A 13,496-nucleotide genomic window follows, 5' to 3' on the forward strand; every position below is an offset into this window, starting at 1 on the left:
CCCTTGCCGTTCCTCCCGACCGAGCCACGGCGGCGCGCGACCCTCGTCGCCGCCGCCGTGGCCGTCGTCTGCGCCGGGGTCGTCGCCGTCGCCGTGTCGACCACGCTGTCCACCGGTGCCCCGTCCCCGACCCGGTCCGCGGTCGCCGCCAGCGCCCCGGCGACACGGACACCCACACCGACACCGTCCGCCGCGCCGCAGGACCCGAACGCCGTCGACGCGCCTGCGACGACGACGGTCGCCGCGGCGACCGGCAGCGCCGTCCCGGTCAGCCCGTCCCCGGGGGCGGCCGCCACGACGAGCGTCGCCAACCCGCAGCCGTCCGGCGCGCCGCTCGTCCTCCGCGTCACCGACCAACAGGACGGGTGGGTGCAGGTGCAGCTCGCCCAGCGCCCGAACGGCAGCACCGGTTGGGTGCCGTCGTCCTCGGTCCGCCTGTCCACCACGCCGTACGCGATCGTCGTCACCGAGGCGACGAACACGCTCGACCTGTACCGCGCCGGCGAGGTCGTCGACAGCTACCCGGTCGCGACCGGGACGGGAGGGACGCCGACGCCCGTCGGGCACTTCGCGTTGACGGAGCTGCTCGCCCCGACGAACGGCGGGTACGGCCCGTACGCGTACGGCACGACGGCGTTCTCCGACGTGCTCAACTCCTTCGGCGGGGGTCCGGGGCAGATCGGGCTGCACGGCACCGACGACGCCTCGAGCATCGGCACGGACGCCTCGCACGGGTGCATCCGGATGCGGAACGACGACATCACGGCACTCGCCGAGCTGCTGCCGCTCGGCACCCCGCTGCAGGTGCGCTGACCGGCGGCGGCCGGGTCCTGCGGCGCGGTCCGCAGTGCTTCCGTCCGCGACCGATCCTCACTATGCTGAGCGAGGACTCAGGGGGGCCGCATCGCCGCGGGAACCGGTGGTCTGCGTCGCGCCCCGCTCGGGTGCCCGTCCCCGGAAGCGAGCCCATGCGCCGTCCCACCGTCATCACCGCAGTCGCGGTGTCCGTCCTCAGCGCCGCCCTCGTCGGCCTGCCCGCCGTCGCGAGTGCGGACGCACCGGCGTCCGTCACCGCCGCTGCGGCCACCACGCCCGCCCAGGGCGCACCGCGCTCCGGCGCCGAGTGGATCGCCCAGGACGACCTCACCACCGTGACGCCCGGCGCGTTCCCCGGCGGCTGGTTCACCACCGGCCCGACCACGTCGGACGTCGACGGACTGGCGCTGCCGACCGGCACGCTCGTCGGGCACGCGCGGACCGGTTCCGCGGCGACCGACCTCACCGCCGTCCACTCGCGCGCCGCCGCTACCCAGTTCGGCCTCGGCCTCCCGACCGCCGACCTCCGCGCGGCCACCGGTGGGACGCGCTACGCGCTGCTCCTCGACCTCGCCGGCTCCACCGACAACACCACGCCGGCCGTGCTCAGCGCGGCCGAGGCCGGCACGCAGGGCGTCGACGGCCGGTGGCGCTCCTCGGTCGTCATCGGCACGATCGCTGCGGGCAGTGCGGCGACGCTCGCCGAGTTCCAGGCGCAGATCGCCGACACCACCCCGGACGCCACCATCAACGGGTACGGGGCGATCGCACGCACCGCCCCGGGCACGGTGGCCGGCATCCTCGGCAACGGCACGGACTCGTACTTCACCCCCGAGCCGACCGGCACGGTGGCGGTCCCGACGCCCCTGACGCCGTCGGTCCTCCGGGCGAACGGGCTGGCCGTCGACGGCACCGGGTTCCTGCCGGGTGAGCAGGTCTCCGTCTTCCTGCTCCTGCCGGACCTGGAGATCGTCCCCGACTCGAACGTGTTCACGGCCGACGGGACCGGCGCGTTCGCCGGGCAGGCCACCTTCCAGGCGTCCGCGCCCTCGAGCGAGTACCGACTGGTCTTCGAGGGGCTCGAGTCCGGCGTCAGCGTCAGCGTCGCGCTGACCATCACCGAGGACCCCGCCACCGGGGTCGTACCGCCGGTCGCGACGCCGACCCCCGCGGCCGTGCCCGGCACCGCCCCCGCCGCGACCCCGGTCGCCGGGACGGCGGCCTTCACCGGCTGAGCCGACGTCACCCACGACGACGCGGGGCGTCCCTCCCACCCGGGAGGGACGCCCCGCGTCGTCCGTTCAGCTGGCGGGTGTGCGCGCCAACAGGCCGGTGACCGTCCGCACCCAGCGGCGTCGGAACGCCCGGGCGAGCGTCGTCTCACCGCGACAGAAGCGGATGAAGTACCGCCGGCCGAACCCGGTCTTCGCGATGAGGAAGTGGAAGGCGCCCGGGAACCGGGTGAACACGCGCAGCAGCTGCTCGCCGGCGACGATCTCGGGGACGAGCTCGGCCTGCACCCGCGACGCGTAGCGGTCGAGCGCCGCGGGGTCGCCACCGGCGTGTGCGGCGGCCGCCTCCCCGGCCCACTCGCCGGAGCGCAGGGCGAACGAGATCCCCTCGCGCGTCCACGGTTCGAGCAGCCCGGCGGTCTCGCCGGCGAGGACGACCGTGCCGCGTCGCAGCGGCGAACCGCTCGTGCGCCACTGGGTCAGGTGACCGCTGCTCCGGTCCTGGTCGCTCGGGTGCAGGCCGAGACGCTCGATCCAGTCGTCCAGGTAACGGCGGGTCTGGTCGGCGTGGCCCTTCCGCTCGATGACGCCGACCGTCAGGGTGTCCGACTTCGGGAAGAGCCAGGCGTAGGTGCCGGGGTGCGGTCCCCAGTCCAGGAGCAGACCGGTGGCAGCGTCCTCGGGGCGACGGGGTACCTCGACCTCGAGGCCGAGGTCGGTGGCCGCCATCACGGCACCGACGTACCGACCGACGCGACCGCCGGAACCGTCGGCACCGACGACGACCCGCGCGACGAGCTCCTCGCCGTCCGACAGGGTCAGACGGGTGCGACCGTCCTCGTCGGCGAGCGCGCGGACGTTCGCACCGTCGCGGAACACGACACCGGCCTCCGTCGCCGCGTCGACGTTCGCCTGGTCGAACCGCTCCCGGTCCACCATGGCGACGAACGGCGACTCGGTCCGGACCCGGGTCACGCGGCCCATCCGGTGCGAGAACCCGACCTCGGGCAGGTCCGCCTCGATCGTCGCGAGGGCCTGCGCGGTGAGGCGGCTCCGCGACTGGCCGATGATGCCTCCGCCGCAGGTCTTGTACCGGGGGAAGACGGCCTTGTCGAGCAGCAGGACCCGTGCGCCGCCGCGTGCCGCGGACCGGGCGGCCGTCGCCCCGGCGGGACCGGCTCCGACGACCACGACGTCCCAGTGCTGATCCGCGTCCGTGTCCGTGTCCCGCATGGGGCCAGAGCCTACCGGCGGTCCGGCGACCACCTCAGGCGGTGACGGCCGTCGCTTCGGCGACCAGGGCCTCCAGGACGGTCCGGACGGCGGGGCGGACCGCGCGGTCGGGGCGCACGAGGGCCTCGATCCGCCGTCCGGCGCGGACGTCCGCCAGGGTGGCCAGACGGAACCGGCCGGGAGCCCTGGTCCGGGACGTGTACCGCGGCACGAGCGCGATGCCGTGCCCGGCGGCCACCAGGTTCTCGATCACCGGCAGGTGGATCGTCCGGAACGCGACCTCGGGTGGGGCGTCGGTCGCGGCGGCCATCGCGGTGAGCACGCGGTCGATCGGGTAGTCCTCGGGGACCCCGATCCAGGTGGCACCGACGACGTCCTCGATGCGCACCCGCTGCTGGTCGGCCAGGGGGTGGTCGAGCGGCAGGGCGACGTCCAGCGGTTCCCGCAGCAACGGGACCGTCTCCACACGCCGCCGGTCCGCGCCGCGGGCGCCGTCCGGGCGGTGGCCGATTACCACGTCGTGGTCGGCGGTGAGCGGGGCGAACTCGCCCTCGCTGACGTCGACGTCCGACAGCCGGAGCACGATGCCGGGGTGCGCTCGCATCCGGGTGAGCAGACCCGGCAGCAGCAGTTCGGCGGCCGACGGGAACACCGCGAGGTCGACCGAGCCGGTGACGCCGTCGAGGTGCTCGGTCCACGCGGACTCGACGGTCGCGAGCGCGGTCGCGACCCCGGTGGCCATGCCCGCCAGGACCCGGCCGTGCTCGGTGAGGCGCACGCCGCGACCGACGCGCTCGACGAGCGGCACGCCGGCCTGCCGTTGGAGGGTCCGGAGCTGCTGGGAGACGGCGCTCGGCGTCCGGTGGGTGGCCGTCGCGACGGCCGTGACGCTCCCCCGCTCGGCGAGTTCGCGGAGGACGGGCAGCAGGGCGATGTCGAAGCCGACCATGCAGGGACCCTACAACGACGGTGTCGGAACGTTCGCTGGTGCTACCGCGTCCGGTGCGGGACGATCATCCGGTGCTGCTCCGTGACCGCATCCTGGCCCTCGTCGTCGCCGTCGCCTGGGGACTGAACTTCCCCGCGACGGCGATCGCCCTCGAGCACTACCCGCCGTTCCTGCTGGCGGCGCTCCGGTTCACGCTGCTCGCCGTCCCCACCCTGCTCTTCGTCCCGCGCCCGCCGATCCCGTTCCGGTGGATCGTCCTGGTCGGTGCGACGCTCGGCGTGCTGCAGTTCGCGTTCCTCTACTTGGGCATGGCGGCCGGCATGCCCTCGGGGTTGGCGTCGCTCGTCGTCCAGGCATCGGCGCCGTTCACGGTCCTGCTCGCCGGGGTCCTGCTCCGCGAACGACTCACCGCTCGCCAGGTGGTCGGCGTCAGCGTCGCCGTGGCCGCCCTCGCCGTGATCGCCCTGCACCGTGCGCAGACCGCCGCACTGCTGCCGGTCGTGCTCGTGCTCTGCGGCGCCCTCGGGTGGGCGATCGGCAACGTCGCGACCCGCAGGGCCGGGCCGGTGAACCCGCTGCACCTCACCCTGTGGTGGGCCGTGGTGCCGCCGATCCCGATGGCGGTGCTGTCGTTCCTGGTCGAGGGACCCGACCGCATCGGGCAGGCACTCGGCACCGCGTTCACCGCCGCGGCGCTCCCGGCGGACCTGGCCGTGCTCTACATCGTGCTGGCGGCGAGCGTCGTCGGGTACGGCATCTGGTCACGGTTGATGGGCCGGTACCCGTCGAGCACCGTCGCGCCGTTCTCGATGCTCGTGCCCGTCGTCGGGGTGCTGGCGTCCTGGGCGGCGTTCGGCGAGGTGCCGGACCTGGTCGAGGTGCTCGCGGGCGCGGTCGTCGTGGGGGCCGTGCTGTGGTCGTCGCGGCCACCGCGGGGTGCGGGCGCTCCGGCTGCTGCGACTGCGGCTGCGGCTGCTCCTGCTCCCGTCGCACCCGTCGCACCCGCCGCGGTCAGTCCCGGCGCTGACGCCGTTCCGCGATGATGCCGGCGAGCGCCCCGCCCAGGTGCGGGTACCGGAACACGTAGCCGGCCTCGGTCAGCCGGGTCGGCACGACCCACCGGCTCTTCAGCACGAGTTCGGTCTCGGTCCGGATGGCGAAGGACCCGAGTTCGAGCATCCACCGCCAGGTCGGCAGGCCGAAGCGGCGTCCGACGGCCTCGCGCAGGGTCGCCATCACGGTCCGGTTGTCGGAGGGCTCCGGGCTGGTGACGTTGACCGCTCCGTCGATGTCCTCGTGGTCGCGGATGAACCGGATCGCCCCGAGGACGTCGTCGATGTGCACCCAGCTGAAGCGCTGCCGTCCGTGGGTGTGTCGGTCGTGGTGGTAGGTGCCGGCGGCCAGCCGGGCCCGGGTCGGGAACCACGGACCGTCGACCTGCGGTCCGCCGAGTCCGGCCTGCGCCAACCGCAGGAGCGGCAGCAACGCACTGCCGTCACCGAACACGATCGCCATCCGCAGCGCCACACGCCGGGTACCGGGCAGGTCCGCGGCGAACAGGGCGTCCTCCCACGCGCGGGCGACGGAGACGGAGAAGCCCTCGCCGAGTTCGCCGGTCGCCTCGTCCTGCGGGCGGTCGTCGGCGTGCCGGTAGATCGTCGCGGTCGAGGCGTTGAGCCACAGCGGCGGCGGCTGCTCGGCCGTGCGGATGGCCTCGGCGAGCTCGAGCGTGGTGTCGACCCGCGAGCGGACGATCTCCGCCCGGTTCCGCCGTCCGTACCGGCAATTGACGCTCTTGCCCGCCATGTTCACGACGAGGTCGGCTCCGTCCACCAGCTCGCGGATCCGCAGGGTGTTGCCCCACACCGCGTCCCCGGTGCGACCGACCGTGACGACCCGGTACCCCTCGGCGCGGAACGCGTCCTGCAGGTACCGACCGACGAAACCGCTCGCCCCCGCCACCACCACACGCCGCTGCTGCTGCTGCTCGTCCATGCTGTCCTCTCGGCTCCGGTCAGACGTCGTCGGGCACGACGGCGTACCGGAACGCCCCCTCGTACCGGTACAGCGTGCCGATCACCGGCGCCGACAGCGTCAGGGACACGCGCTGCAGGTCGGCATCGTCATCGAATCGTTCCGTGAGCACCACCCGGGGCGAGAGGACGGCCGGGAGGCTCCACTCCCGACCCAGCGCGTGCACCGACACCCGCGTGGAGACCAGCCGGAGCGCTCCGGCGTCGGGTCCGGTGGTCGGGACCGTGACGGCGAGCAGGGCGCTGACGCGACCGCGTCGGCCGAGGTGGTCGACGAGGCCCTCCGGCTCCGCGGTGATCGCGTCGACCATCGTCCGGTCACCGCTCGCGAAGTGGAAGGTGCGGTGCGCGCGGACCGCGGGGCGTCCCTCCCGGCCGGTCGGCGTGCCGGACCCGCCCGGCGGTGCCGGCCGACCGCGTCCGACGCGGACCGCCCGGTTCTCCACCGAGAACGGCACGTCGCGCTCCCACACCGGGAACATGACGGCGTCGGCGGCGAACAGGCGGAGCAGCGGCCAGAGCCAGCGCCGCGGGGTGCCGACGACGGCGAAGACCCCGGTCCCACGGCCGACGTGTCCGGGCGGGACCGGGCCGAAGTAGGCGCGGAGTCTCGGGTGGAGGCCGGCGAGGACCTCGTCCGGCGCGCTCAGCTGGTACGGCGACCGGGTCACGCTCCCGATCCTGGCACGTCGTCGGACGCGGCTCCTACGATGGGCCGCATGGGACACGACCACGGCCACACGCACGGACGCGCGTCCGAGCGCGCGCTGCTGATCGCGTTCTGCATCTCGGCGGGCATCCTGCTGGCCGAGGTCGTCGGCGCGGTCGTCACCGGATCGCTGGCACTGCTCGTCGACGCCGGCCACATGGTCGTCGACACCGGCGGACTCGGCATCGGCCTGGTGGCCACCCGGCTGGCCCGCCGCATCCCGACCGCCCGGCGGACCTGGGGCTACCAGCGGGCCGAGGTCCTCGGCGCCACCGCGCAGGCCGCGATCCTGCTGGCGGTCGGCGTCTACGTCGTGATCTCCGCCGTGCAGCGCCTGTTCGTGCCGGAGGAGATCGACGCCGGGCCGCTCCTGGCCTTCGGCGTCGTCGGGCTCGTCGGCAACCTCGTCGCGTTCGCCGTGCTGGTCCGGGCCTCGGGTGAGGGCTTCACCTCACGCGCCGCCCGGCTCGAGGTCCTCAACGACACCCTCGGCTCGGTCGCCGTCATCGCCGCGGCCGTCGTGCTGTTCCTGACCGGGTGGCAGCGCGCGGACTCGGTGGCGGCGCTCCTGATCGGCGTGCTCATCCTGCCCCGGGCCGTGAAGCTCCTGCGCGAGACCGCCGACGTCCTGCTCGAGGCGACGCCACGTGGCCTCGACCTGGACGCCGTCCGCGGGCACATCCTGGAGCTCGACCACGTCATCGCCGTGCACGACCTGCACGCGACCCTGGTGTCGACCGGCGTCCCGAACCTGACGGCGCACGTCGTGGTGGACGACCACTGCTTCACGACCGCACACGCCCCGGCGATCCTCGACGAGCTGCAGCAGTGCGTCGCCGAACACTTCGACGTCCCGGTCGAGCACTCCACGTTCCAGCTCGAACCCGCGTCGCACCAGCGGCACGAGCACGAGGTGCACGCCTGACCGGTGCCGGTTCGGGTGCTCGTGCCGGTGCGGTGCTCGTCAGCAGTCGGAGTCGCGCGTCGGGTAGGCCGTGATCACGCGGTCGGTGGTCGCGGAGACGATGACCTTGACGAAGCCGTCCGGACTGGGCGCGCTGCCGTCGTCGAAGCGCACGGGAGCGGCGTAACAGACCTTGCCGTCCCCGGCGTCGACGGGCAGCCCCTTCTGCGGGTTCGTCAGCGCCGTCCGCACCGCCGTGAGCATGGCGTCGTCCCAGTCCCGCTGCGTCGTGTGCCCCGCCAGCACACCCTGCCAGTCGCGGCTGTGCCGGACACGGATGTGTTCGTAGCCCTGCGCAGACGTCCCGCACTGCATCGCGACCGTGCCGAGCGCGGCGGTGTCGTACGCCGCGACCGAGGCACGGGCGTCGGCCCCGCACCGGTCGAGGACCGCGGAGCCGGGCAGGTCCGGGCCGCTCCGGGCGATGACCGCGACGCTGCTGCCACTGTCCGTGCCGCTAGCCGTGCCGGTGCCGGTGCCGGTGCCGGTGCCGTCGGCCGGGTCGGTCGCGGTGGCGGAAGGGGCCGCGGAGAGGACAGCGTTGTCACCCTCCCGGGCGTTCGTCAGCGCGAACCCGCCGATCACGACGACGGCGGCGACCGCTGCGGCGACGCCGGTCAGGGTGGAGCGGGAGCGCTTCGGGGGCATGCGGCCAGTATGCCGGAGGGGGTGCGGGCCTCCCGGCGGGGTGCGTGACGGGCGGCTGCCGCGTGCGGTGCTGCCGGTCCGGCGGGTACCGCGGGACACCGGCGGCACCGCCGAGCGGGTGCGACGCCGCCAGCCACGCGGGACGCCGGCGAGATCCGTGGCGTCGCGGGGAGAACGCGGCGGCTCACGCAGACGGGCCCGTCTCGGACGGGCCCGTCTCGGCCGGGAGGCGCGTGGCCGTCAGGCGCGTGCGGCCAGCCGTGCTCCGGCGAACACCGCGAGCGCCGCGACGAGCACCACGTACCCGATGAGGACCGGCAGGGTGGGCAGCACGAGCAGCGCCGCGCCGACCGCGACGACCGGGACGGTGAGCCCGGCGTAGGCGATGAGGAAGGTGGCGGCGAGGACCCCGCCGCGCTCCTCGGGCCCGACGAGGGCACCGGCACTACCGATCGAGGCGCGGAAGAGGAGCCCGACGCCGGCGCCCGCGACGACACCGCCGCCGATGAAGCCGGCGACCTGCAGGACCACGGCGGACACCGCGAGGACGGCGAGCCCGCCGACGAGCAGCACGACGCCCAGGCGGATCTGGGTGCGCTGCGGCAGCTTCGCGAACACCACCTGGGACAGCGCGCTCGCGGCGAAGACGCCGAAGGTCGTCGCGCCCGCGGCCAGCCGGTCGGTCACGTGGAAGGTGGTGCCGAGGAACGTCGGCGCGACCGAGGTGAAGAGCCCCTGCACGGCGAGTGCGGCGAAGGCACCGGTGCCGGCGGCCCAGAACGCGGCACCGTGACCCTCCGGGGCCTGCAGCCGCTGCGGGTGGTACCGCACGGGCTCGGTCGGGCGGTCGACGGTCTCGGGGACGGCGAGGACGACCACGAACGCGATCGCGAGCGCCACCACGAACACCACGTACGGCACCATCAGCGGCTGCCCGACGAACTCGGCCAGCGCCCCACCGACGAGGGCGCCGAGGGACAGCCCGCCGAGGTTGACGACGCCCGCCGCGACACTCGCACCCTTCGCGGACGACTCGTCACCGGTCGCCCGGACCTTGAGCTCACCGAGGTGCGCGGTCGCCGTGGCCGTCAAGGTGCCGACGCCGAGGCCGGTGACCAGTCGCGCGACGATGAGGCCGGAGACGTCGTTCCACACGAGGAACAGCACGGCGGCGACCAGCTCGAGTGCGATCGAGACGAGGATGAGCGGACGGCGACCGTGGACGTCGCTGAGGTGTCCGGCGAGCCACAGCGACCCGACGACGCCGAGCCCGTAGGCGGCGAAGACGATCGTCGTCGTGAAGGTCGGGAAGCCGTCACGCGCCTGGTAGATGACGTAGAGCGGCGCGGGGACGGTCGCGAAGGCCATCACCGAGGTGAACGCGAAGGCGACGGCCCAGAAGCCGAAGCCGTGACGCCGGCGGGTGTGCGCACGACGGCCGCGAGGGGCCGGAGCGGTGGCCGGGGCGCCGGTCGCGGGGGTTGCGGTGACGGATGACATGCTCCGATGGTCCCCCGGCGGAACCATCGGGTCAAACGGATCGTCTTGATGGCGATCATCGATCTGGTCGATGATGGTCGCATGGAGACCCGACTGCTCGAACAGTTCGTCACCGTTGCGGCGGAGGGCAGCGTCACCCGTGCCGCCGAACGGCTCTGGGCCGCTCAGTCGACGGTGTCGGCAGGCATCGCGAGCCTGGAACGGACGCTCGGGGTCCGGCTCTTCGAGCGCGGTGGTCGCCGTCTGGTGCTCACCGCCACCGGCGAGGACCTGCTCCCCCACGCCCGCGCCGTCCTCGAGTCCCTCGACCGGATGCGTGACCTGGCCGCGGTGTCCGACGCCGAACTCCGCGGGCGCGTCCGGCTCGGGATCTTCACGAGCATGGACATCGTCGACCTGACCGGGGTCCTCCGTGGCTTCCGGCAGCGCCACCCCCTGGTCGCCGTGGAACTGATGACGTCGCCGAGCGGCACCACCGGGCTCGTGCAGGACCTGGTCGCCGGACGCCTCGACCTCGCCTACACCGGCCTGCCGACGGTCCCCGCCGGCGTCGTCGTCGAACCCCTGCGGGAGATGCCGTTCCGCGTCTTCGTCGCCGCCGACCACCCGCTCGCCGGACGGGCCTCGGTGTCCCTGGCGGAACTGGCGGACGAGTCCTTCGTGGACACGGCGCACGGGTTCGGCAACCGGATGATCCTGGACGGCGTCCTCGACCGGCTCGGGATCCGCCGTCGGGTGGTCGCTGAGATGAACGACATGCCGGCGGTCGTGCGTTTCGCGTCGGCGGGCATCGGGGTGGGTGTGGTGCCGGACTCGGGCGTCCGGCACGACGGGGCCGTGCTGGAGCTCGAGGACGCGGTCGAACCACTGCGGATCGGGCTCGCGATGCGGAGCGACCCGGAGCCGAACCGGGCGACGCAGGCGCTCGCGCGCGCGATCGTCGCCGCACGGCGCTGAAGCGCAGCCGAGGACACCAGCGCCGTGCACATCGGCGTTGGTTGAGACCAGCGGAGACCAGCGCTGCGGACCGCTCAGCCGCGCAGCAGCGGGGCGATGCTCTCGACCGACCGCCGAGCAGCCGCCGTGGTGGACAGGAAACCGACCAGGACGATCGCCGCTCCGATCCCGACGACGATCCACCACATCGGGTGGGTGGCGACCGCGAAGCCGGACCCGACCGTCGCGACCGCACTGGCGCCCGTGACCGTGCCGGCGAGGGCGACGCCGAGCGACACCCCGGTCTGCCGGCTGGTCGAGGCGACGGCCGCCGCGGACCCGGACTGCGCGCGGGGCATGCCGGAGACCGCGGTGTTCGTGATCGGGGCGTTCACCATGCCGAACCCGAAGCCGAACAGGACGAACGCCGTCACGAGGACCCACATCGGCGTCGACGCCTGCACGGTCGTCAGGACGGCACCCGCTCCGGCGATCCCGATGCCGGCGAGGACGAGTGGGACCCGTGTGCCGACGGTGCCGATCAGCCGCCCGGAGATCGGCGACACGAGCATCGTCATGAGCGCCGACGGCAGGGTCCACAGACCCGCCTCGAACGGGGTCATGCCCCGGACCTCCTGCAGGTAGAGCGCACTGAGGAACAGGAAGGCCCCGTTGGCACCGAACGCGACGAGAGCGGTGCCGACGGCGGACGAGAACGGGATGCTGCGGAAGAACCGGAGGTCGATGAGCGGTTCGGCGGTCCGCCCCTCGACGACCACGAGGGCGACGAGGGCAGCGACGGCGAGGACGAACAGCCCGAGCGCCCCCGGAGACGTCCAGCCGAGGCGCGGCCCCTCGATGAGACCACCGACCAGGCTGGCGAGCAGCACGATCACGATGCCCTGGCCGAGCGGGTCGAGCTTCCGGGGCTTCGGGGAGCGGGACTCCGGGACGAACAGGAACGTCAGGACGACCGCGGCGATGCCGATCGGGACGTTGATGAGGAAGATCGCACGCCATCCCACGGTGTCCGTCAGCGCGCCGCCGACCAGCGGGCCGACGCCCATCGACACCCCGACCACGGCACCCCAGACGCCGACCGCACGGGCCCGCTCCTTCGCGTCGTCGAAGGTGGCGGTGATGATGCTCATCGCGACCGGGTTCATCATGGATCCGCCGACCGCCTGCACCATGCGGAAGACGACGAGCCAGCCGACGCTCGGCGCGAGCGAACACAGCAGCGAGCCGGCCGTGAAGAGCGCGAGCCCGACCTGGAACGTCGTGCGCCGGCCGATGCGGTCCGCGGTCGACCCGGAGAGCAGGAGCAGGCTGGCGAGGACGAGCGTGTAGGCGTCGATAGTCCACTGCAGACCGGAGATCGTGCTGTGGAGTTCACGGCCGATGGACGGCAGTGCGACGTTCACCACGGTCGCGTCCATCGAGACGATGAACAGGCTCATGCAGCAGACGGCGAGGATCAGGTACCGGTGGCGGTAGCGAGCCGGGAGGCCCGGGTCACCCTGCTCGGGTCGGTGCGGCCCCGACGTGGTTCGTCGGGTCGCGGACTCAGTGGAAGCCGTCGTCGTCTCCTCGTCCGGGGGTGTTGTGTCCGCCGAGCATGTCGTTGTCGTCCTGGTCGCTGGTGGAGGTCAGCTGGAGCATCGCCATCACGACGACCACGACGACGAAGCTGACGCCGAAGAAGATCACGGAGAGCGTCAGTTCACGCGTCGACATCAGCACGACGAGCCCGACGACGACCGCGATCACCGCGGAGATCCCGAGGAGCTCGGCCGGACGCAGACGGTCGCGGCGGGTGGGGGTGCTCATGCGTGTGGTGCTCCGTCCGGGGCGGCCGCCGGAGCAGCCGTTCCCCACTTGTGCGAGAGGCCGGCGATCAGGTGGAAGACCGCCGCGATGGCGAGGTAGGCGCCCAGCAGTCCGACGAGGACGATGGACGCATCGAGGGTGCCGGTCACCCGCTCCACCCCGCCGAGCTGCTGCGAGTAGTCCGGCGGCGTCAGCAGGAAGGCGATCGCGAGCAGCAGTGTGAGGCCGCCGATCGTCATCCAGTCGCGCGCGAACGGCGAGCGGCGGCGTGCGCGGACACCCTGAGACAGTTCGAGTGCTCCGGTCAGGACCGCGAACGCCACGACGATGGTGATGAACGCGGGCAGTCCGAGTCCGGTGCACGCGAGGGCGGCGACCCCGGCGACGATCGAGAGCGCCGCCTGGGCCAGGCCGGAGCGCCGCGAGCGGTCGTCCCCGGGCAGTCGGGAGCCGCTGCCCCAGGCGAGGACCGCACCGTCGACCACGGCGAAGACGCCGAAGAGGACCAGGCCGAAGCCGGCCGAGTGGTTCGGGGAGAACGTGATCACCATCGCGATCACGGCTGCCGGGAGCGCCCGGAGCACCGGGACCGGCCAGTACCGTGCTCGCTGCGCGGCGTCGTCCACGGAGTGGGACACGGGACCTC

Annotated in this window: 14 protein-coding genes; 5 read left to right on the forward strand and 9 right to left on the reverse strand. The window is 73.6% G+C overall.

Annotation, left to right across the window (positions count from 1 at the left end; all coding sequences use genetic code 11):
* Window positions 1-3 precede the first annotated feature (3 nt).
* Entirely contained in the window at window positions 4-813 is an 810-nt protein-coding gene (locus E9228_RS08360; RefSeq protein ID WP_166780075.1) for a L,D-transpeptidase family protein, read from the forward strand.
* 155 nt (window positions 814-968) lie between these two features.
* Window positions 969-2,051, forward strand: coding sequence for a hypothetical protein (locus tag E9228_RS08365; protein WP_166780076.1), 1,083 nt, complete (start codon window positions 969-971; stop codon window positions 2,049-2,051).
* 66 nt (window positions 2,052-2,117) lie between these two features.
* Here the strand turns inward: E9228_RS08365 and E9228_RS08370 are convergent, their stop codons facing one another.
* Both E9228_RS08370 and E9228_RS08375 read right to left on the reverse strand, forming a co-directional pair.
* The gene (locus tag E9228_RS08370) at window positions 2,118-3,281 is read right to left on the reverse strand and encodes a geranylgeranyl reductase family protein (RefSeq protein WP_166780077.1); all 1,164 of its coding nucleotides are present in this window, start codon (window positions 3,279-3,281) and stop codon (window positions 2,118-2,120) included.
* A 34-nt stretch (window positions 3,282-3,315) separates the two neighbouring features.
* The gene (locus E9228_RS08375; protein ID WP_166780078.1) at window positions 3,316-4,230 is read right to left on the reverse strand and encodes a LysR family transcriptional regulator; all 915 of its coding nucleotides are present in this window, start codon (window positions 4,228-4,230) and stop codon (window positions 3,316-3,318) included.
* Window positions 4,231-4,301: 71 nt separating this feature from the next.
* Between E9228_RS08375 and E9228_RS08380 the strand changes: the two genes are divergently transcribed.
* The gene (locus tag E9228_RS08380) at window positions 4,302-5,273 is read left to right on the forward strand and encodes an EamA family transporter (RefSeq protein WP_166780079.1); all 972 of its coding nucleotides are present in this window, start codon (window positions 4,302-4,304) and stop codon (window positions 5,271-5,273) included.
* Here E9228_RS08380 and E9228_RS08385 read toward each other — a convergent pair.
* Both E9228_RS08385 and E9228_RS08390 read right to left on the reverse strand, forming a co-directional pair.
* A complete protein-coding gene (locus E9228_RS08385) occupies window positions 5,242-6,225 on the reverse strand; it encodes an epimerase (RefSeq protein ID WP_166780080.1) in 984 nt (327 codons plus the stop codon). The genes E9228_RS08380 and E9228_RS08385 overlap by 32 nt on opposite strands.
* A gap of 19 nt (window positions 6,226-6,244) precedes the next feature.
* Complete coding sequence (locus E9228_RS08390; RefSeq protein WP_166780081.1) at window positions 6,245-6,934, reverse strand: DUF4166 domain-containing protein; 690 nt, start codon at window positions 6,932-6,934, stop codon at window positions 6,245-6,247.
* A gap of 48 nt (window positions 6,935-6,982) precedes the next feature.
* Between E9228_RS08390 and E9228_RS08395 the strand changes: the two genes are divergently transcribed.
* Complete coding sequence (locus E9228_RS08395; protein ID WP_166780082.1) at window positions 6,983-7,897, forward strand: cation diffusion facilitator family transporter; 915 nt, start codon at window positions 6,983-6,985, stop codon at window positions 7,895-7,897.
* A 39-nt stretch (window positions 7,898-7,936) separates the two neighbouring features.
* Here the strand turns inward: E9228_RS08395 and E9228_RS08400 are convergent, their stop codons facing one another.
* Window positions 7,937-8,584 (reverse strand): hypothetical protein, encoded by a 648-nt coding sequence (locus E9228_RS08400; RefSeq protein ID WP_166780083.1) that lies wholly within the window; start codon window positions 8,582-8,584, stop codon window positions 7,937-7,939.
* A gap of 240 nt (window positions 8,585-8,824) precedes the next feature.
* Window positions 8,825-10,084 (reverse strand): MFS transporter, encoded by a 1,260-nt coding sequence (locus E9228_RS08405; protein WP_166780084.1) that lies wholly within the window; start codon window positions 10,082-10,084, stop codon window positions 8,825-8,827.
* A 48-nt stretch (window positions 10,085-10,132) separates the two neighbouring features.
* Here E9228_RS08405 and E9228_RS08410 point away from each other — a divergent pair, with 48 nt between their 5' ends.
* Window positions 10,133-11,041 carry a LysR family transcriptional regulator gene (locus tag E9228_RS08410; RefSeq protein WP_166780085.1) on the forward strand — a complete coding sequence of 303 codons (909 nt, stop codon included), beginning with the start codon at window positions 10,133-10,135 and terminating at the stop codon, window positions 11,039-11,041.
* 74 nt (window positions 11,042-11,115) lie between these two features.
* Here the strand turns inward: E9228_RS08410 and E9228_RS08415 are convergent, their stop codons facing one another.
* From E9228_RS08415 to E9228_RS08425, 3 genes are all read right to left on the reverse strand, one after another.
* Window positions 11,116-12,501: a DHA2 family efflux MFS transporter permease subunit gene (locus tag E9228_RS08415; protein ID WP_289845970.1), complete on the reverse strand. Its 1,386-nt coding sequence runs from the start codon at window positions 12,499-12,501 to the stop codon at window positions 11,116-11,118.
* 85 nt (window positions 12,502-12,586) lie between these two features.
* A complete protein-coding gene (locus E9228_RS08420) occupies window positions 12,587-12,850 on the reverse strand; it encodes a hypothetical protein (protein ID WP_166780087.1) in 264 nt (87 codons plus the stop codon).
* Window positions 12,847-13,488 carry a DUF308 domain-containing protein gene (locus tag E9228_RS08425; protein ID WP_341849845.1) on the reverse strand — a complete coding sequence of 214 codons (642 nt, stop codon included), beginning with the start codon at window positions 13,486-13,488 and terminating at the stop codon, window positions 12,847-12,849. Before E9228_RS08425 ends, E9228_RS08420 begins: the two co-directional genes overlap by 4 nt.
* Window positions 13,489-13,496 lie beyond the last annotated feature (8 nt).

Origin of the sequence: Curtobacterium salicis (assembly GCF_011759505.1) — a bacterium.
GTDB classification, from domain to species: Bacteria; Actinomycetota; Actinomycetes; order Actinomycetales; family Microbacteriaceae; genus Curtobacterium; species Curtobacterium salicis.